Here is an 18,346-nt window from a genome sequence, read left to right as displayed (position 1 = left end):
CTTGATGGACATATGGTAAATAGTTATGGGAAGATCAACTCGTTTCAATAAGTTATTCTTTTATCGCCGCACGACATTCTCGCTTTCAATTAGTTTATTGTTGTTAACGCCTATTCTGGCTCAGGGGGCTGAGTCGATATATGAACAGCATGTACTACAGGCGCGTGAAGGTAATTACTCTCCTTTTCTCGATTATCTTCAGCAGTATCAGCAACAACATGCCTTGACGCCTGAGCAAGTCGCCGACTGGCTACAAATTGCCTCCTGGGCTGGACGTGATGAAGAAGTTATCCAGGTCTGGCAGCGTTATCAGGTTTATATGGCGCTACCGGCACGCGGTACGGCGGCAGCGGCGCAGGCTTACCGTAATCAAAAACGGTGGTCTTCGGCGCTGGCGCTTTGGGATCAAGCGCTCAGCCAACAGCCGAAGAACGACGATTATCTTATTGGCCGGATTAAAACGCTGGCCGATGCGCGCCATGACGGGCAGGCGCTAAGTGAAGCCCGCCGCTTAGTCGCCACCACACCCAGCGCCGCTCACCTGCAGACGCTCTCCTACGTCTATTTACGTCAGGGAAAAAGCTGGGACCAGCTGCTCACCGATATGCGCGCGCAGGAGCTCGCGCCGCAAAACAGAGAGACGCTCAATAGCCTGATTGAAAGCCTGAGCAGCAATCGCATCAATTCGCCTGCGCTGCAATGGTCAGCCAAAACCACCTTAACGCCCGCGCAGCAGCGAAAGCTGGAAATGGACGCAGCGGCGGAGTGGGTACGGCTGGCGGACACCCCTGCCCGCGGTGAACAGGAGCGCTTTCGCCTGGCGCAAATGGCGCTCAACCGCTACGACGCGCTGTTCGCCCGCTGGCGTCAGGATCCGCAGGCCGCAGAGGATCTTGCCCGCGCGCGTATTGACCGCCTCGGCGCGCTATACACCCGCGGCTATTACACTCAGGTCATCAGTGAATATCAGTCGCTGACCGCCGCTCAGCAGCCCGTTCCTGACTGGGCCATCGGCTGGGTTATCTCCTCTTATCTTGCGCAACAGAACGTCGGGGCCGCGCAGGCGATCGCCCGCCAACATCCCCTTTATCGCCCTGATCCGCAAGATGATCAGCATGAGTTATTTTACGCGCTGCTGGACAGCGGCCAGTATCAGGCCGCCCGCGACTATCTCGCCAAAGTGACTAACGGTGTTCCCTACACCCGCCGCCTTTACGGCTCGCCGACGCCGCAGCCAAACGACCCGTGGCTAAACGCCCAATCGCTGAAGGTACAGTATTTACTGAGTACTAACGCATTGCCGGAAGCCGAGCGTCTCTCCCGCCGACTGGCCGCTACCGCGCCCGGTAATCAGGGGCTGCGCATTGACTACGCGGCGATACTGCAGGCGCGCGGTTTACCCCGCGCCGCCGAACGGGAACTGAAAGCGGCGGAAGCGTTGGAGCCGTCGAATATTCCCCTCGAACGCCAGCAGGCCTACGTGGCGATGGATCTTCAGGAGTGGCGGCAGATGGAGCTATTAACCGATGACCTGCTGGCGCGCAGCCCTGAAGACCTGAGCACGCAAAAATTAGCTCGCGCTCGCGAGGTGCACCATATGTCGGAATTGCGTCTCAACAGTATTCAGGGGATCCACTCGGATAACCCGGTCAGCGGTAGCCACGACTTTAGCTGGGATGCAGCGATTTACGGCCCGCCAATCGCTGATAACTGGCGGCTTTTCGCCGGTAATCGCTTCGCCAAAGGGAATTTTGATGAAGGAAAAGGCTCCAGCCGCCAGCTCTTTGGCGGCATCGAATGGCGCCCGCGTGATGCCTGGGCTGAACTGGAAATCTCCAACAACAATTTTGCCGGCGACAACAAACCCGGCGCCCGGCTTTCCGCCTGGCAAAGTTTCAACGATCGCTGGCAGATTGGCGGCGAGGTCGAACGCCTGTCGCGCCAGACGCCGCTGCGCGCGCTGCGCAATGGTATCAGCGCCAACCGCGGCGAGGGATGGGTTCGCTGGTATCAAAACGAGCGACGCGAATATCGCTTTAGCGCCGCCGCCAGCCGCTTCTCCGACCACAACCGTCGTCAGGAATACACCTTCACCGGCAAAGAGCGGCTCTGGCAATCGCCAACCATCACGCTCGATCTGGAACCTGGGCTTTCCGCCAGCGCCAACAGCCGGACGGATACCCTGTACTACAACCCGAAACGCGACTTCGCCGCCACCTCGGCGCTGGTCGCCGATCACGTCATGTATCAGCACTACGATACCGTCTGGAGCCAGCAGCTTGCGGCAGGCGGCGGCGCCTACTGGCAAAAAGCATATTCGGCCGGCGCTATCGCCATGCTCGGCTACGGCCAGCGTATTCGCTGGAACAACGTGATCGACACCGGCGTGATGCTGAACTGGGACAAGCGCCCTTACGACGGCAAACGCGAAAGCAATCTCTCCATTGCCCTTGATGCGAATTTACGGTTTTAAGGATAAACATGGTCAACAAAAGTATCCGCATCAGCCTGATGGTTATCGGCTGGCTCCTGATGACCTGCGCGCTTCGCGCAGAGACGATTCCTTTTCTGCCGCCGGACGCGCGGCCGCAACCGGAGGCGAATAAGCCCTGGCCGCATAATAAGTTTTTGGTACTGGCCTATCACGATGTAGAAGACGATGCCGCCGATCAGCGCTATCTGGCGGTGCGTACCAGCGCGCTCAACGATCAAATCGGCTGGCTGCTGCACAATGGTTATAAGGCCATCAGCGTGCAAAATATTCTCGACGCCAACGCGGGGTTAATCACACTGCCGCCGAAGGCATTTCTGCTGAGTTTCGATGATGGCTACAGCAGTTTTTACACCCGGGTCTGGCCGCTGTTAAAAGCCTGGAACGTCCCGGCACTGTGGGCGCCGGTAGGCAGTTGGGTCGATACGCCGGAGCAGAAAAAAGTCGATTTCGGCGGTCTGATGACCCCGCGCGAACGTTTCGCCACCTGGGAGATGGTGCGCGAGCTCGCGCAATCACCTCTGGTTGAAATCGGCGCGCATACCTGGGCTTCGCACTATGGTATTCAGGCCAATCCACAGGGTAGCCGCGAACCGGCGGTTGCCAACCGCTTTTATGATAAGGCCAGTGGGCGCTACGAAAGCGACCAGCAGTTTCACCAGCGCATCGATGCCGACGTGCGCAAAGTGAGCGACAAAATCGCCGACGTCACCGGCAAAGCGCCGCGCGCCTGGGTATGGCCCTACGGCGCGGCCAACGGCACATCGCTGGCTATTGCCAAAAATCGCGGCTATCAACTGGCGTTTACCCTAGGCGATGGTCTGGGCGACGTGCGCGATCTGGATAACATTCCCCGTCTGCTTATCTCCGGTAACCCGTCGATCAAGGCCTTCGCCAGCCAGGTGACGCAAATCCAGGAGCGTGAACCGGTTCGGGTGATGCACGTCGATCTCGATTATGTCTACGATAAAGACCCGGCTCAGCAGCGCAAAAATATCGATAAGCTGATCCAGCGCGTCTATGACATGAAAATCACTCACGTTTTCCTACAGGCCTTTTCCGATCCGCTCGGCGACGGCACGGTGAAAGCGCTCTACTTCCCCAACCGCCGCCTGCCGATGCGCGCCGATCTGTTTAATTTCGTCGCCTGGCAATTGCAGACGCGCGGCGGCGCCAAAGTGTATGCGTGGATGCCAGTGCTGGCGTTCGATCTGGACGGTTCGCTACCGCGCGTACAGCGCTGGGATGCACAAAGCAACACGCTGCGCCAGGCTACTCACCCCTATGTACGTCTGTCGCCATGGAATAGCCAGGTGCGCGACGAGATCCGCGATATTTATCAGGACCTTGCCCGCTACGCGACCTTTGACGGCGTGCTGTTCCACGACGACGCGGTACTGACGGATTACGAAGATGCCGGCGCCGGGGCGATGGCTGCCTGGCGTGCGGCGGGCCATCGGGAGGATATCGCGCAGATCCGCCAAAACCCCGCCACGCTGCACGCCTGGACGCGATTTAAAAGTCAGACGCTTATCGACTTCACCCGCACGCTCAGCCAGAGCGTGAAAGCGATTCGCGGCCCGCAGGTGAGAACCGCGCGCAATATCTTCGCCCTGCCGATCCTGCAACCGGAAAGCGAGGCCTGGTTCGCGCAGAATCTGGATGATTTTCTGACGGCCTACGACTGGACGGTGCCGATGGCGATGCCGCTGATGGAATCCGTTCCGGTTGCGGAAAGCGATGCGTGGCTGGCGCGTCTGGTGCGCGCCGTCAGCGCCAGGCCGGGCGCACTGAAGAAAACCATTTTTGAGCTACAGGCTAAAGACTGGAGTCTCCCGCAGCAAAACGCCATCCCTGACCAACAGCTGGTCGACTGGATGCGGACATTACAGCTCAACGGCGTCAACAATTACGGCTACTACCCCGACGATTTTCTTAATAATCAGCCTGATATCTCAAAAATCAGGCCCCTGTTTTCATCGTACTGGTATCCCAACAATGACTGATCGCATTATCGCATTTTCGATTTTATGCCTGGTTTTCGGGCTACCGCTGGGCGTGGCCGCCGTTTTCACCGGCGAGTTGATACTTGATTTCGTCTTCTTCTGGCCGCTGTTTATGTCGGTGCTGTGGATAACCGGCGGGCTCTACTTCTGGTTTCAACTGGAACGCCACTGGCCGTGGGGTAAAGAGACGCCGCCGCCGAAACTCGACGGCGATCCGCTGATCTCTATTTTGATTCCCTGCTTTAACGAGGAGAAAAATGCCCGCGAGACCATCGAAGCCGCGCTGGCTCAGCGCTATCGCAACATTGAGGTGATCGCCATCAACGACGGCTCCTCCGACGATACCGCCAGGGTGCTGAATCAACTGGCGGAAGAGTACGACCTGCTGCGGGTGATTCATCTAGCCGAAAATCAGGGGAAAGCGGTAGCGCTGAAAGCCGGCGCTGCCGCCGCGCGTGGGGACTTGCTGGTGTGCATCGACGGCGATGCCCTGCTCGACCGTGATACCGCCGCCTACCTGGTAGCGCCGCTGATTCAGTATCCCCACGTCGGCGCGGTGACCGGCAACCCGCGAATTCGTACCCGCTCGACGCTGATTGGCCGCATTCAGGTCGGCGAATTCTCTTCGATAATCGGGCTGATTAAGCGCACCCAGCGTATTTACGGCCGGGTGTTTACCGTCTCCGGTGTGATTGCCGCTTTTCGTCGCCAGGCGCTGGCGGACGTCGGCTACTGGAGCCCGGATATGATCACCGAAGATATCGATATCAGTTGGAAGCTGCAGCTGCGCCATTGGGCGATTTTCTTCGAGCCGCGAGCGCTGTGCTGGATCCTGATGCCGGAGACGCTGAAGGGGCTGTGGAAACAGCGGTTACGCTGGGCGCAAGGCGGCGCCGAGGTTTTTCTGGTCAATCTGCGCCGCCTGTTTCGCTGGGAGCATCACCGGATGTGGCCGCTGTTTCTCGAATATGCCCTCTCCACGCTGTGGGCCTTCGCCTATGCGGTCACCATTTTGCTGTTCATCGCCAGCCATTTTGCCCCGCTGCCGGAGAATCTGACCGTCCGCAGCCTTTTTCCGCCGGAATTTACCGGGCTGCTGCTGGGGGTGATGTGTCTGCTGCAGTTTATCGCCAGTCTGTACATCGAACGGCGCTATGAACGCGGCGTCGCCGGCTCGCTGTTCTGGGTGATCTGGTTTCCGATGGTGTACTGGATGATTGGCCTGTTAACCACCATCGTTGCCTTCCCTAAAGTCATGTTGAAACGTAAACGCGCCAGGGCTCGCTGGGTCAGCCCCGATAGAGGTAAAGGAAGAATGTCATGAACGAACAAACCCTGATCTTAACCGAGCATCGCGTGTTGCCGCGCATCTTTGACGGCGTATTAACCGCTATCGCGTGGGCCGGCTTCGCCTTTTTTCTGTATGCCAATTTGCTGATGCAGTTTACCCAGCACGGTAACGACAGCTGGGACGCGATTATGGCGTCGTTTAATACCGTACTGGTCTATTTACTGGTAGCAGCAATTAACGGCTGGCTGCTGATTTTGTGGTATCAGTACAATCTACGCCGTTATAACGCCCGGCGGCACGGCAGCATGGCCTCGCTACGTCATGAAGAGCTAGCGGAGAGCTTTAATATCGCACCGCAAATCATTTCCGAGATGAGCCAATATAACCTGCTGACGGTATATCACGACCAGATTGGCAGAATCATTGATTTAAAAATCAATCAGAGCGAGGAAGACGAACGCTAACGGAACCACAAAAAAGGCCGCATCGCTTGCGGCCTTTGTGCTTACGGGACGGTGAAATTAGTTACCGCCGGCTTTCTTAATCGCCGCATCCAGCGAGGCTTTGTCGGCCAGTCCCGGGAAGACGGTAATGGTCGCTTCGGTTGCGCCGGTTGTCGGCATGACTATCACGCCAGGCGTACCGCTTAAGCCAATCTCCTGCGCCAGCTGGTTAATGTTTTCCAGCGCCGGTTCGACGTCCGCCGCTTTTTTGGCGTCAAAGTTCACCTTTTTCGCCTGCTGTTGGATGTCCGCCGCCGTCAGTTTGCCTTCGTTATGCCCGGTGGCGTAAACGCCGTTGTGGTAAGTCAGATAGGCTTCTGCCCCTTTCTGCTGATAAATCTGCAGGCCGGTTTTCGCCGCATCCAGCGAAGTTGCCCAGCGGCTGCCGAAAATCGGCCACTCTTTGAAAGCAAAACGGGTTTGCGGATGGTCTTTAATCACCTGCTCCATAACCGGCGCGAGGCGGCTACAGTAGATGCATTGATAATCGAAGAACTCGATAACGGTGACTTTACCGTTAGCCGGGCCGTAGGTTGGCGTGGCCTTATCCTGCGTCAGCTTGTCGGCATTCTTGATTACCGCCTGGGTAGCGGCGCTGGCCTGCTGCTCCGCCTGAATTTGCTGCAGCTTTTGGCTGGCCTGCAATAGCACTTCCGGATGGGCGACCAGGTAGTCAGCGGCGATTTTGCCGATACGCGCTTCCTGCTCCGCGGTGAACGTCGCGGCCGGCGCGTCAGCGGCGCTGGCCAGCGCCGGCAGCAGGGAAGCGCCCGCCAGGGCGAGAATAAGTAGATTCTTGATGCCAGACATATTGAAAAGTCCTTACGAAAAAGTAGACGGCAGGTGAGCCTAATCGGACAAAATATCATCCTTTGGCGGCGAATCATTGTCAGTCTATGCATTGATTCGTAACTTTATTTGTCAGACGCCGCGATTCCCCCTACGGCCTGAAGGGTGGTCAGGGGCGAAGAACGGGAGTACCCTGCGCCCATCTTTTTTGATCGACATTATTTGCAATACGAGCCAGGCATGAACGAAATATTGAGTCAGTGGGACTTCGCCGTTATTTTGCTACAAATCATCGCCATCGATTTGTTATTAGGCGGCGATAACGCGGTGGTCATCGCCATGGCCTGCCGCAAGTTGCCGGCGCATCTGCGCACCAAAGCCATTGTTATCGGTACTCTCGGCGCGATTATCGCCCGGGTCGCGCTGCTGGCGGTGGCGATTTATTTGTTGTCGTTGCCGTGGCTAAAAATCGTCGGCGCGTTACTGCTACTGTGGATTGGCATTAAGCTGGTCGCCAACGAGGAAGAAGAGAGCGATATCAGCAGCTCCAGTAGCCTGTGGCGCACCGCCGTCACCATCACCGTCGCCGATGTGATCATGTCGCTGGATAACGTGCTAGCCGTGGCAGCCGCCGGTAAAGGCCATCTCCTGCTGGTGGCGCTGGGGGTATTAATCAGCATCCCGATTATTGTCGCGGGCAGTAAGCTGGTGTTGGCCATACTGACTCGCTTTCCCTCGGTCGTATTGCTGGGCGGCGCGTTGATTGGCTGGATTGCCGGTTCAATGATGATAACCGACCCGACCTTTGTTCAGCTGTTCCCCAACTCCCCGAATTATCTACATTTTGTTGCCGGGGCCATTGGTGCGGCGCTGGTGCTGCTGGAAGGATGGCGGCGCAACTACCGCTCCGGCACCCCAGAATAATCACTGGATGCCGTCATCCCCGACGGCGTCAAGTTTTTGCCACTTTTCTCCGCCACCCTTTCTCATTTGCCCTACTCTTAATAGAGCCGCCTGATCCAGGGATTCTGTGACCAGATTTTTGAGCATAAATGAGATAACACCATGGAATTAAAGGATTATTATACCATTCTAGGGGTTAAGCCAACGGACGATCTGAAAACCATCAAGACCGCCTATCGCCGTTTGGCTCGTAAATATCACCCCGACGTCAGCAAAGAACCCGATGCCGAAGCAAAATTCAAAGATCTCGCCGAAGCATGGGAAGTTCTCAAAGACGATCAGCGTCGCGCCGAATATGATCAACTTTGGCAGCACCGCAACGATCCGCAGTTCAACCGCCAACAGCACGCCCACGAACAAAGCTACAGCCAGCAGGACTTCGACGATATCTTCTCCTCGATGTTCGGCCAGCAGGCGCATCACGCCCGCCGCCAGCGCGCCGAGCGCGGTCACGATGTCGAAATCGAAGTGGCGGTGTTCCTCGAAGAAACCCTCGCCGAACAGACTCGTACCGTCAGCTACAAGCTGCCGGTCTATAACGTCTTCGGCATGGTTGAGAGTGAAACGCCGAAAACGCTGAATGTGAAAATTCCGGCGGGGGTCAGCGATGGCCAGCGAATTCGCCTGAAAGGTCAGGGGACGCCAGGCGAAAACGGCGGCCCGAATGGCGATCTGTGGCTGGTGATTCACATCGCGCCGCATCCGCTGTTCGACATCAACGGTCATAACCTGGAGATCGTACTGCCGCTGGCGCCGTGGGAAGCCGCGCTGGGGGCGAAAGTCACCGTACCGACGTTAAAAGAGAGCATTCTGCTGACAATTCCGGCGGGTAGCCAGGCGGGACAACGGCTGCGCATCAAGGGCAAAGGGTTGGTAAGCAAAACCCACACCGGCGATTTGTTCGCCGTCATCAAAATCGTTATGCCGCCAAAACCAGATGAAAAAGCGCGTGAGCTCTGGCAGCAACTCGCCGAAAGCGAAGCCAGCTTCGATCCGCGTAAGACATGGGGGAAAGCCTGATGGCTAAAGTAACAGTGACGTTTACCATCACCGAGTTGTGCCTGCGCACCGGGGTGTCGCAAGAGGAGCTGACGGAGATCGTCGGCTTAGGGATGATTGAGCCGCACCAGCCGCAGGCTGAAACCTGGCTGTTTGACGACAGCGCGGTGACGATTGTGCATCGCGCTGTGCGCCTGCGTAACGAGCTGGAGCTGGACTGGCCGGGGATTGCGGTGGCGTTGACGCTGCTGGATGAAAATGCGCGACTCACCCGCGAAAATCGGCTACTGCAGCAGCGTCTGGCCCGCTTTTTGACCCACAGCTAAGCGGAGTTCCCGGGTCGCGGCGTTCCGCCTTGCCCGGCCTACAGGTCACTCACAGCGCAAACCGTAGCCCGGCTGCGCGTAGCGAAAGCCGGGATAAGCGCTTAATCCGGCAGCGAGCCGGCGAGATTACGCGCGGAGACGCTCTCGCTCACCGGTGCAGGCGGCTCGGGCGCCTTAACCGGCGCGGCCGCTGGCGTAGATGCCGCAGCGGAAGAGGCTGGCTGAATCTCAAGAAACGAGGCCAGCATTCTACGCAGTGTCTCCGGTGGCGTATCTTCCGCCAGCAGCGCCGCCAGCATTGACGGCAGCCGGCTATCTACTTCACCCAACGCTAACCCTGCCAGCAGCGCTGTACGCGACATATCCCCGCGATCGCCACGATGATGGGCTTCAATTTTCGCGTCCGCAAAGCGCTCGCTGGCGCTGATATCCGGGCGCAGGTATATCAGAACCTTTCTGCGATCCAGAGTCATAGACGCTCCTTAACCAATAATTTTCAGACCACGCACGAGGGCGAACTGCGGCTCGTCGGCCACCACAAAGCGATCTTCGCGCAGACCCATACGTTCGCGAATCGCATCGGCAACCAGCGGCGCGCCGCCGCCAATCACGATGGCGTGAGAATAGCCTTTAAAACTATCAATCGCCGTCAGAACGCGAGTCGTCAGGCGTTCGATGCTGTTGGAGATAACCTTTTTCACTTCAGATACCGCATCCGGATCGTTGATGTTATCGGTCAGATACTCTTCGTCGTGGCGGTTGATGATTATCTGGTCAACGTTATAACTGGAGGTATCGGTATTCGCCCGCGCCAGCGCCAGCTTAACGGCGTCGGTCACCAGCGATACGCCCAGCTTCGGGTCGCCGTAAATACGCGAAACCGAGGTCATTTGCCCGGCCACCATCGAAATATCCAGCGTGGTGCCGCCGAGGTCGACAATCAGCACCGAATGCGACGGTTTCAGCTCATCGCACAGGCTGATACCCGCCGGAATGGATTCCGGACGCACGGTGACTTTGGTGATATTGAACACCACGCCTTTATTCAGTTTAACTTCGCGCAGCAGGCTCTTTTTCTTACGATCAATGTTATCAAGACGATATTGCGCATCTTCATCATAAAATTCAGTCAGCGGCAGGGTGACCACAATCTCGACATCCTGCGGTTCGAGGCCGCTGGTCAGCAGAGCATGGTGAACAGCGATGGAGTTCAACGGGCTGTATTGCCAATCAATATTGTTGGTGGGTAACGCATCGGGGGTGATCAGGTCGAAAGAGTACTTTTCATCATCCACGGTGTAGTTAAATGGCTTCCCGGCGCCGAAGGTGGCAGACCAGCCGCGCTTGAAACTATTGGGGCTGATATGGGTGAAAGTTTCGCCATCTTGCTCCCACAGCATTTTGATATTGGTTGAACCATCATCGATAAAAATGCGCATCGCATTGCTCCATCACTGAGACAAATAAGAGAAAATGTAAGACCCAAAAAGAGTAGCAAGAGTTAAAAAGCAGCGCAAGAGCACGAAAAAGAGACAATTCTGAGTTTTATTTGAGAAACAATGGAGATTTCAATTAACTCATTGAGTTCAAAGAGAGAACTATAAGAGACAAATAAGAGAACTAAAAGTTTTCATTTCTGTCTATTTTAAACGCTTTTTTTGTGCAAAAAGAGAGCATCCCTCCCCTCTTTCGCCAGCGGTTTTCGCACGCTTTTTACACCTGATTGGGTACCACGATCGGCCGTTCCGGCTCGATGACATTTTCCGGTACCCGACGATATTTATCCAGCAGGTGAATCTGAATACGTCGCAACATATCGCCATTCAGTTTGTAATAGCGGAAATAGAGAAACTGCGTCAGAGCAAAAAAGATCGTCGGCAGCGCAATCATAATCGCCTGCATCCCCAGCAGCGTGTGGGATGATTGCACCACATTCGGCACGTAACCGATGATACCGAGCACGATGGCGATAAACCAGGCCGCAAACGCCGAACCGGCTTTGACCACCAGCGTCTGTACCGAGTAGGCGATACTTTCGCAGCGGATATTCATCGTATATTCGCCGTAGTCAACGGTATCGGCCACCATAATGACCTGCAGCACCCAGAACAGCGCGGTTCCAATATTCAACAACACTCCAGCCAGCGAAATCAGCGCAATGTTGTAAACCCCGCTCAGCGCCATCAGCAACAGTACGCCGCAGCCCAGCACCGGCATGATCGATGCCCCCGCCCACAGAATGCGTCGCGACAGACCTTTCACCAGCCGTGGGAACAGGATTAGCGTCAGCAAATTCGCCGCCCCCGCATAGGACATGTAATACGGGAACATCTCCGCGCTGCCAATCACGTAGGTAAAGTAATAAATCGCGAAGCCGGCAATGATATTCGCCGCCGTGTTATAGGCCAGCGCCATGCCCAACAGGCAGGCCAGCTGATCGTTTTTATAGATGAGCGCCACCATCTGGCGCAGTGAGAGATGGCTGGAATCCTCGCTTACGCCGCTATCCGACGAGTAAACCTCATGGACGTTGCGCAAGGTAACGAGGGTGGAAATTACGAAAAAGGCAATCAGCACCAGGGTAAACATCTGGAAACCGAAGCCGCGATCGGCGCCGCCGACGGCGCTGACAAACGGCAGCGTGACGCCGGCGGTCACAAACCCGGCAAGGCTGGCGAAAAAGCGCGGGTAAGGCACCAGTTGTTCACGTTCGCGTTTATCAAGGGTAATGGTCGGCACCAGCGACCAGAACGGCACATCCATGATGGTATAGGTGAAGCCCCACAGCAGGTAGGTCAGCCACACCCACGCCAGTAGCGCCCCGCCGCTGAAGTGATGGGCGCTGAACAGCATATACAGCACCACCGAGTTGGTGATAGTGCCGATCAGGATCCACGGCTTGAACTTCCCCCATCGCGATCGCGTGCAGTTGACGATCCATCCCATGATCGGATCGGCTATCGCATCGAGGATCCTTGCCACCAGGAACAAGGTGCCAACCACCCCAACCGATAAGCCAACAATATCGGTGTAGTAATACATCAGATACATGTAAACGATACCGATAGCGAAATCTTTACCAAAGGCACCAAATCCGTAGCTGAGCTTTGTTGTCATTGAAATACTCATAGGGTACAGGTCGCTGTCGCCAGCGCCTCCTTTAGCGTTTGATAGAGCATGGCAGGCGCCGCCGGGCCAGATCCCCCGGCGGCATGAGAAGATTAACGGTGCAGCCAGGCCGGCAGCCAGTCGCCGTGGCTGGCGATCAGATCGTCCACCAGCGCGTAGATCTCTTCGATCCCCAGCACCGCGGCGGTGTGCGGATCCATCATTGTGGCGTAATAAACGTAATCGCGATTTTCCGTCAGGATGGCCTCCGTTAGCAGCGTCTGCACGTTGATGTTGGTCTGCATCAGCGCCGCCAGATGCGCCGGCAGCGCGCCTACTTTCGTCGGCTGGATGCCGTTGGCGTCCACCAGGCAAGCAGCTTCCACGCAGCAACCCTGCGGCAGGTTGTCGATAAGATTATCGTTGCGCACGTTGCCGTACACCACGCTTGGCTCGCCGGTCCAGATGGCATTCATGATGGTGCTGGCATACTCGCGCGAAGGTTTAACCTCGATACGCTCGCCGCTCTTATAGCTCTCCAGCTCTTTATGCCAGTTGGCCAACTGCTCGACGCAGCGTTTAGGGTACTCATCCAACGGCACTTTATAGCGGGCGATAAGATCGTCGCGCCCCGGCTTGATAAACCATGGCGTGTATTCGGCGAAATGCTCCGACGATTCGGTGACAAAGTAGCCCAGCTTTTTGAACATCTCATAGCGGACGATGTTCTCGCAGCGCGGATTGCCATGCAGGTTCGGCTTCGGCGCCCGCCCTTCGGCGTAGGCCTGCAGCAGGTCGGGGTAGATACTGACGTAGCTGCCGTCCGCGAGCTTTTTCTCCAGCGACAGATAGAACGCCATATGGTTAATGCCCGCGCAGCGGTAACGTAAATCCGCCGGGTCGAGGTTAAGGTCGCGCGCCAGCTCTTCCGCTGTGCCTTGCACCGAATGGCACAGACCCACCTGCTTGATATGCGGGTAGCGGGCGTACATCGCCCAGGTGTTCATCGCCATCGGATTAACGTAGTTAAGCATGGTGGCGTCCGGGCAGACCTCGCTCATATCGTCGCAGATAGCCCACAGGTGCGGGATGGTGCGCAGCGCGCGCATAATGCCTCCCGGCCCCAGCGTATCGGCAATGGTCTGCTCAAGGCCGTGGCGTTTACAGACTTCAAAGTCAGTCACGGTGCAGGGCTCGTAGCCGCCAATCTGGAAAGCGACAACAACAAAATCGGCGTTCCGCAAGGCGGTTTTACGATCACGATGGCAGCTAATTTCGCCATTCGCGCCGACGGAATCCATCAGCTTTCGTACCACGGTATGTGACTCTTCCAGCCGGGTTTCATCGATATCCATCAGCGCGATATGCGCCGATTTCAGCGCCGGGCGCTGGAAAACATCACCGAGAATATTTTTGACGAACACCGTCGAACCGGCGCCGATAAAGGTAATTTTTGGGGCGGACATCGCGCTCTCTCCATCAGGTCATTGAACACTTTCAGAGTGGCATGCCGCTCGCCGCTGCGCTGCCCCGTTCCCGCCGGAGCATTCCCGGAAACTCAGATCGGCCATTGAACGCCACAAAATCTGAGTTTTTGGGAATAGATCGGCTTAAAAGGAGAGAAAACGGGCCGATGATTCCACTAAGCTGTAATCAGTTCAGGCTAAAAACGCAGCCACTCTGACGATCCAGGAATCCGCCCATGATGGAACACCGCTTCACTTCCCTGCCCCCCGACCCGCACATGTGCAGCAGCGATGAAAAGCAGAGCCGCAGCCCGCTGGCGCTCTATTCCGAGTATCAGCGCATGGATATCGAACTGCGCCCCCCGCACGCCATGGCCACCAGCCACTGGCACGGCCAGGTAGAGGTCAACGTGCCGTTCGACGGCGACGTGGAGTATTTGATTAACAATGAAGTGGTGCGCATTGAGAAAGGCTATATCACCCTGTTTTGGGCCTGTACGCCGCATCAGTTGACCCGCCCCGGCGACTGCCAGCAGATGGCGATATTCAACCTGCCGATGCATCTGTTTCTGTCGTGGCCGCTGGATCGCGAACTGATAAACCACGTCACCCACGGGATGGTGATTAAATCTCTTGCCGCCCAGCAGTTAAGCGCTTTTGAAGTACGCCGTTGGCAGCAGGAATTGAATCACGAGAATGAACAGATTCGCCAGTTGGCGATCGATGAAATCGCCCTGATGCTCAAACGGCTGAGCCTCGCCGGCTGGCAGCCGATTCTGGTCAATAAGACCTCGCGCACGCACAAGAACAGCGTCTCGCGCCACGCGCAATTTTATGTCAGCCAGATGCTGGAATTTATCGCCGCCCATTATGACCAGGCGCTGACCGTCGATGCCGTCGCCGAGCACGTTAAACTCAACCCAAACTACGCGATGGGCGTTTTTCAGCGGGTAATGCAGCAGACCATGAAGCAGTACATCACCGCCATGCGCATCAATCACGTGCGCGCGCTGCTGAGCGACACCGATAAGACCATCCTTGATATCGCCCTCACCGCCGGGTTCCGTTCCAGCAGCCGCTTCTACAGCACCTTTACCCGCTACGTCGGCATGCCGCCGCAGCAGTACCGTAAATTGAGCCAGCAGCGCCGCCACAGCCTCGCGCCGCCGCAGCCATAAAAAATGCCGCTTGGGTCTCCCCAGGCGGCATCGTGAACAGTGAAAAGCGGTTAGTCGTTGATACGCGGGTGCTGCTGTACCAGACGGGCGCGTTTTTCCTGCAGGTCGGCGATTTCCTGATCGATATCTTCGATTTTATGTTCGATGTTATCGTAGTGCTCGCCCAGAATTTCTTTCGCTTCCTGGATATCGGACGCCGCCGGCGTCGCCCCTTTCAGCGGACGGTTAGCGGTCTCTTTCATCGACAGGCCGGTAATCAGGCCAATCACCGCAATCACCATCAGATAGTAAGCCGGCATCATCAGGTTCTGGGTGGTTTCCACCAGCCATGCCGCCAGCGTCGGCGTCAGACCGGCGATCAGCACCGAGATGTTAAAGGCGCTGGCCAGGGCACTGAAACGGATGTGGGTCGGGAACATCGCCGGCAGCGATGAGGCCATCACGCCGATAAAGCAGTTCAGCACCACCGCCAGCAGCAGCAGACCGGCGAAAATCAGGCCAATCACGTTGCTGTTAATCATGATAAAGGCCGGGATAGACAGCGTGAACAGCGCGACGCTACCCACCAGGATAAACGGGCGACGGCCAAAACGGTCGCTCAACATGCCGATAACCGGCTGGACAAACAACATGCCGACCATGATGGCGATAATAATCAGTACGCCGTGATCTTCCGAGTAGTGCAGGTTATGCGACAGGTAGCTCGGCATATAGGTCAACAGCATGTAGTAGGTCACGTTGGTGGAAATCACCAGGCCAATACAGGTCAGCAGGCTGCGCCAGTGCTTGGTGGCAATCTCTTTAAAGGAGACCTTCGGACCTTCCTGCAGGCCTTCGCGATCGCCCTGTTCAAGGGTATCCACGTGCTGCTGGAACGCCGGGGTCTCTTCCAACGCGTGACGCAGGTACAGGCCGATAATCCCCAGCGGCAGCGCCAGGAAGAACGGGATACGCCAGCCCCAGTCGAGGAAGTTCTCTTCACCCACGACGCTGGAAATCAGTACCACCACGCCTGCGCCCATTACGAAGCCGGCAATCGAACCGAAGTCCAGCCAGCTGCCCATAAACCCGCGTTTACGGTCAGGCGAGTATTCGGCCACGAAGATCGACGCCCCGGTATATTCGCCGCCCACCGAGAAGCCCTGCGCCATTTTACACAACAGCAGCAGAATCGGCGCCCAGATACCAATAGTGGCATACGACGGAATAAGACCGATACAGAATGTACTTATCGACATGATAACGATGGTGATCGCTAAGATTTTTTGTCGACCGTATTTATCGCCGAGCATCCCGAAGAACAGGCCGCCGAGCGGACGAATCAAGAAGGGAACCGAGAAAGTACCGAGCGCGGCAATCATCTGCACGCTGGGATCGGCATCGGGGAAGAAGACTTTACCAAGGGCATAAGCCACAAAACCATACACACCGAAATCGAACCACTCCATCGCATTACCGAGCGAGGCCGCGGTGATGGCTTTTCGCAACTTACCATCATCGATGATGGTGACATCCCTAAGCGTGATCGGCTTTATTTTTTTCCTTTTAAGCATACTTTTCCTCTGTGCTATCGCCTTGAGCGCACGACTCCTCGCCAAATGACGAGGTCATTCGCGACGTACGTTGGGAGCGGCGAAGTGCTGTGCTCCACATTTCAAGCGTAGCAGGTTTGCCTGCACTGTCTTTCTGACAGAGTGTACAACCGAACCTGTTGACGCCTGCTCTGGCCTTAAATTAATAATTCACTTACCAAATAAGCAGTGACGAATTTACTTACATCCCTTTTTACCCTACCAGCGTTTAAATTTGGGATCAACTTCACGAAAAATTCGCCCAGCTTAATTACAGAGCCAAATAAAATGAATAAGTTCAATCTCTGTTTCGCCGCCGATGTTTATTTATGGACTTTATTAACGTCCATTTTTCAGCATATTCTCCGCAAAGCCAAAATAATTACCCTGCGTTATTTCCTGGAAAAAATACCCGACAAAAGTGCGGAATTGCGCTATAATCAGCCGCACTTTCGGCTAATAGCCGCTGTTTAACGGACCAACGTCCTATTTTTCCCAGTAATCACGAGGAACGCCATGCAACTTCCACACTGCCCAAAATGCCATTCTGAATACACATATGAAGATAACGGCATGTACATCTGCCCGGAATGCGCCCACGAGTGGAACAATGCCGAGCCGGCCGACGACACCGACGCGCTGATCGTAAAAGACGCTAACGGCAACTTACTTGCCGATGGCGACAGCGTGACCGTGGTGAAAGATCTGAAGGTAAAAGGCAGTTCCTCCATGCTGAAAATCGGCACCAAAGTGAAGAATATCCGTCTGGTCGAAGGCGATCACAACATCGACTGCAAAATTGACGGTTTTGGTCCGATGAAGCTGAAATCTGAATTCGTCAAAAAGAACTAATTAATTTTTTTTACGCCAGCGCCATTATTTTTCCGGCGCTGGCGGCAACCTCGCCGGCGCGTCCGAATATCAGCGGCGGATCGCGGCGAAATTATTTTGCTAATTTCGCGAAAATTATTCCCGAAATCTCCAGACCGAACCGCGCGATCAATTCTCATTTCGTCTCTGCCTTCCCGCCACGCGGCGACGCATTTTCAGAAAAATTCACCCCGCTTTGCCGCCTGGCTTCTTTTGCCCGTCACCAACTACGCTTTATGGGTCATTGGTTATCTGAGGTCATGCTTATGTCCCTGAGTCCTTACATTGCTTTTAGCGGCAACTGCGCTGCCGCCATCGCCTTCTATCAGCAGGCGCTGGGGGCGCAGCTTATCCACCAAATCACCTACGGCGAGATGCCGCAGAGCGCCCAGGATGCCGACGATGGCTGCGCCTCCGGGCAGCATCTTGCCGCCGACTGCATTGCCCACGCCAGCCTGCAGGTCGCCGACAGTATTTTGATGCTTAGCGATAGCCCCAGTAGCGACATGGAGCATTACGCAGGATTCGTCCTCGTGCTGGAGCCAAAAGATATTGCTGAAGGCAAACACTGGTTTGAGGCGCTGGCCGATGGCGGGCGCATCGAAATGGCGTGGCAGGAGACCTTCTGGGCCCACGGTTTCGGCAAAGTGGTCGATCGCTTCGGCGTGCCGTGGATGGTTAACGTCGTCAAACAACCCTAATCTTCTCCACAGGGCGGCTTCTCCGCCCTGTCATCTCACCGGCATCAACTCTTCATCCTGCGGTCATCGTGACTTAACAGAAAT

General features: G+C 56.1%; 16 protein-coding genes. 10 read left to right on the top strand and 6 right to left on the bottom strand.

Translation table 11 applies throughout. The features are described 5' to 3' along the window. Nucleotides 1-25 precede the first annotated feature (25 nt). The 4 genes from pgaA to pgaD are packed head-to-tail and all read left to right on the top strand — an operon-like array spanning nucleotide 26 to nucleotide 6,252. Nucleotides 26-2,473, top strand: a complete 2,448-nt coding sequence (pgaA, locus tag PGR29_RS22810; protein ID WP_213317931.1) for a poly-beta-1,6 N-acetyl-D-glucosamine export porin PgaA — start codon at nucleotides 26-28, stop codon at nucleotides 2,471-2,473. A 38-nt stretch (nucleotides 2,474-2,511) separates the two neighbouring features. Then, nucleotides 2,512-4,497 (top strand): poly-beta-1,6-N-acetyl-D-glucosamine N-deacetylase PgaB, encoded by a 1,986-nt coding sequence (pgaB, locus tag PGR29_RS22805; RefSeq protein ID WP_410477043.1) that lies wholly within the window; start codon nucleotides 2,512-2,514, stop codon nucleotides 4,495-4,497. Next, on the top strand, nucleotides 4,490-5,821 hold the full coding sequence (pgaC, locus tag PGR29_RS22800; protein ID WP_087859248.1) for a poly-beta-1,6-N-acetyl-D-glucosamine synthase: 1,332 nt from the start codon (nucleotides 4,490-4,492) through the stop codon (nucleotides 5,819-5,821). Before pgaB ends, pgaC begins: the two co-directional genes overlap by 8 nt. Then, complete coding sequence (gene pgaD, locus PGR29_RS22795) at nucleotides 5,818-6,252, top strand: poly-beta-1,6-N-acetyl-D-glucosamine biosynthesis protein PgaD (protein ID WP_087859247.1); 435 nt, start codon at nucleotides 5,818-5,820, stop codon at nucleotides 6,250-6,252. Before pgaC ends, pgaD begins: the two co-directional genes overlap by 4 nt. Before the next feature lie 57 nt (nucleotides 6,253-6,309). On the opposite strand, the gene PGR29_RS22790 is transcribed toward pgaD, so the two are convergent. Beyond that, the gene (locus PGR29_RS22790; RefSeq protein WP_045380425.1) at nucleotides 6,310-7,101 is read right to left on the bottom strand and encodes a DsbA family protein; all 792 of its coding nucleotides are present in this window, start codon (nucleotides 7,099-7,101) and stop codon (nucleotides 6,310-6,312) included. 219 nt (nucleotides 7,102-7,320) lie between these two features. Here PGR29_RS22790 and PGR29_RS22785 point away from each other — a divergent pair, with 219 nt between their 5' ends. From PGR29_RS22785 to cbpM, 3 genes are all read left to right on the top strand, one after another. Beyond that, on the top strand, nucleotides 7,321-8,004 hold the full coding sequence (locus PGR29_RS22785) for a TerC family protein (RefSeq protein WP_087859246.1): 684 nt from the start codon (nucleotides 7,321-7,323) through the stop codon (nucleotides 8,002-8,004). A 141-nt stretch (nucleotides 8,005-8,145) separates the two neighbouring features. Next, nucleotides 8,146-9,063: a curved DNA-binding protein gene (gene cbpA, locus PGR29_RS22780; RefSeq protein WP_308958321.1), complete on the top strand. Its 918-nt coding sequence runs from the start codon at nucleotides 8,146-8,148 to the stop codon at nucleotides 9,061-9,063. Further along, on the top strand, nucleotides 9,063-9,368 hold the full coding sequence (cbpM, locus tag PGR29_RS22775) for a chaperone modulator CbpM (RefSeq protein WP_087859244.1): 306 nt from the start codon (nucleotides 9,063-9,065) through the stop codon (nucleotides 9,366-9,368). The genes cbpA and cbpM overlap by 1 nt, the downstream gene beginning before the upstream one ends. Before the next feature lie 101 nt (nucleotides 9,369-9,469). Here the strand turns inward: cbpM and PGR29_RS22770 are convergent, their stop codons facing one another. The 4 genes from PGR29_RS22770 to PGR29_RS22750 all read right to left on the bottom strand — a co-directional run bounded on the left by PGR29_RS22770 (nucleotide 9,470) and on the right by PGR29_RS22750 (nucleotide 13,942). Next, nucleotides 9,470-9,841 (bottom strand): plasmid partitioning/stability family protein, encoded by a 372-nt coding sequence (locus PGR29_RS22770; RefSeq protein ID WP_087859243.1) that lies wholly within the window; start codon nucleotides 9,839-9,841, stop codon nucleotides 9,470-9,472. A 9-nt stretch (nucleotides 9,842-9,850) separates the two neighbouring features. Next, nucleotides 9,851-10,807, bottom strand: a complete 957-nt coding sequence (parM, locus tag PGR29_RS22765; RefSeq protein ID WP_316425371.1) for a plasmid segregation protein ParM domain-containing protein — start codon at nucleotides 10,805-10,807, stop codon at nucleotides 9,851-9,853. Nucleotides 10,808-11,081: 274 nt separating this feature from the next. Further along, nucleotides 11,082-12,497: a melibiose:sodium transporter MelB gene (gene melB / locus PGR29_RS22755; RefSeq protein WP_316425370.1), complete on the bottom strand. Its 1,416-nt coding sequence runs from the start codon at nucleotides 12,495-12,497 to the stop codon at nucleotides 11,082-11,084. A 92-nt stretch (nucleotides 12,498-12,589) separates the two neighbouring features. After that, complete coding sequence (locus PGR29_RS22750; protein WP_316425369.1) at nucleotides 12,590-13,942, bottom strand: alpha-glucosidase/alpha-galactosidase; 1,353 nt, start codon at nucleotides 13,940-13,942, stop codon at nucleotides 12,590-12,592. A gap of 239 nt (nucleotides 13,943-14,181) precedes the next feature. Between PGR29_RS22750 and melR the strand changes: the two genes are divergently transcribed. Then, nucleotides 14,182-15,120, top strand: a complete 939-nt coding sequence (gene melR / locus PGR29_RS22745; protein ID WP_026612426.1) for a transcriptional regulator MelR — start codon at nucleotides 14,182-14,184, stop codon at nucleotides 15,118-15,120. 50 nt (nucleotides 15,121-15,170) lie between these two features. On the opposite strand, the gene proP is transcribed toward melR, so the two are convergent. Continuing rightward, complete coding sequence (proP, locus tag PGR29_RS22740) at nucleotides 15,171-16,673, bottom strand: glycine betaine/L-proline transporter ProP (protein WP_020079848.1); 1,503 nt, start codon at nucleotides 16,671-16,673, stop codon at nucleotides 15,171-15,173. Nucleotides 16,674-17,207: 534 nt separating this feature from the next. Between proP and PGR29_RS22735 the strand changes: the two genes are divergently transcribed. Together PGR29_RS22735 and yjdN are read left to right on the top strand one after the other, a co-directional pair. Next, a complete protein-coding gene (locus PGR29_RS22735; protein ID WP_015704081.1) occupies nucleotides 17,208-17,543 on the top strand; it encodes a zinc ribbon domain-containing protein YjdM in 336 nt (111 codons plus the stop codon). A gap of 284 nt (nucleotides 17,544-17,827) precedes the next feature. Further along, nucleotides 17,828-18,262, top strand: coding sequence for a VOC family metalloprotein YjdN (gene yjdN / locus PGR29_RS22730; protein ID WP_045396544.1), 435 nt, complete (start codon nucleotides 17,828-17,830; stop codon nucleotides 18,260-18,262). Nucleotides 18,263-18,346 lie beyond the last annotated feature (84 nt).

The sequence above is a fragment of the Klebsiella sp. 141203 genome, from assembly GCF_032601985.1.
Taxonomy (GTDB): Bacteria; Pseudomonadota; Gammaproteobacteria; order Enterobacterales; family Enterobacteriaceae; genus Klebsiella; species Klebsiella aerogenes.
This window is presented reverse-complemented; position numbering and strand designations above follow the sequence as displayed.

Coding starts and splice junctions, on each gene's coding strand:
- yjdN (WP_045396544.1), top strand. CDS start 17,828: ATGTCCCTGAGTCCTTACATTGCTTTTAGCGGCAACTGCGCTGCCGCC.
- pgaC (WP_087859248.1), top strand. CDS start 4,490: ATGACTGATCGCATTATCGCATTTTCGATTTTATGCCTGGTTTTCGGG.
- melR (WP_026612426.1), top strand. CDS start 14,182: ATGGAACACCGCTTCACTTCCCTGCCCCCCGACCCGCACATGTGCAGC.
- PGR29_RS22770 (WP_087859243.1), bottom strand. CDS start 9,841: ATGACTCTGGATCGCAGAAAGGTTCTGATATACCTGCGCCCGGATATC.
- PGR29_RS22735 (WP_015704081.1), top strand. CDS start 17,208: ATGCAACTTCCACACTGCCCAAAATGCCATTCTGAATACACATATGAA.
- proP (WP_020079848.1), bottom strand. CDS start 16,673: ATGCTTAAAAGGAAAAAAATAAAGCCGATCACGCTTAGGGATGTCACC.
- melB (WP_316425370.1), bottom strand. CDS start 12,497: ATGAGTATTTCAATGACAACAAAGCTCAGCTACGGATTTGGTGCCTTT.
- parM (WP_316425371.1), bottom strand. CDS start 10,807: ATGCGCATTTTTATCGATGATGGTTCAACCAATATCAAAATGCTGTGG.
- pgaB (WP_410477043.1), top strand. CDS start 2,512: ATGGTTATCGGCTGGCTCCTGATGACCTGCGCGCTTCGCGCAGAGACG.
- PGR29_RS22785 (WP_087859246.1), top strand. CDS start 7,321: ATGAACGAAATATTGAGTCAGTGGGACTTCGCCGTTATTTTGCTACAA.
- cbpA (WP_308958321.1), top strand. CDS start 8,146: ATGGAATTAAAGGATTATTATACCATTCTAGGGGTTAAGCCAACGGAC.
- cbpM (WP_087859244.1), top strand. CDS start 9,063: ATGGCTAAAGTAACAGTGACGTTTACCATCACCGAGTTGTGCCTGCGC.
- pgaD (WP_087859247.1), top strand. CDS start 5,818: ATGAACGAACAAACCCTGATCTTAACCGAGCATCGCGTGTTGCCGCGC.
- PGR29_RS22790 (WP_045380425.1), bottom strand. CDS start 7,101: ATGTCTGGCATCAAGAATCTACTTATTCTCGCCCTGGCGGGCGCTTCC.
- pgaA (WP_213317931.1), top strand. CDS start 26: ATGGGAAGATCAACTCGTTTCAATAAGTTATTCTTTTATCGCCGCACG.
- PGR29_RS22750 (WP_316425369.1), bottom strand. CDS start 13,942: ATGTCCGCCCCAAAAATTACCTTTATCGGCGCCGGTTCGACGGTGTTC.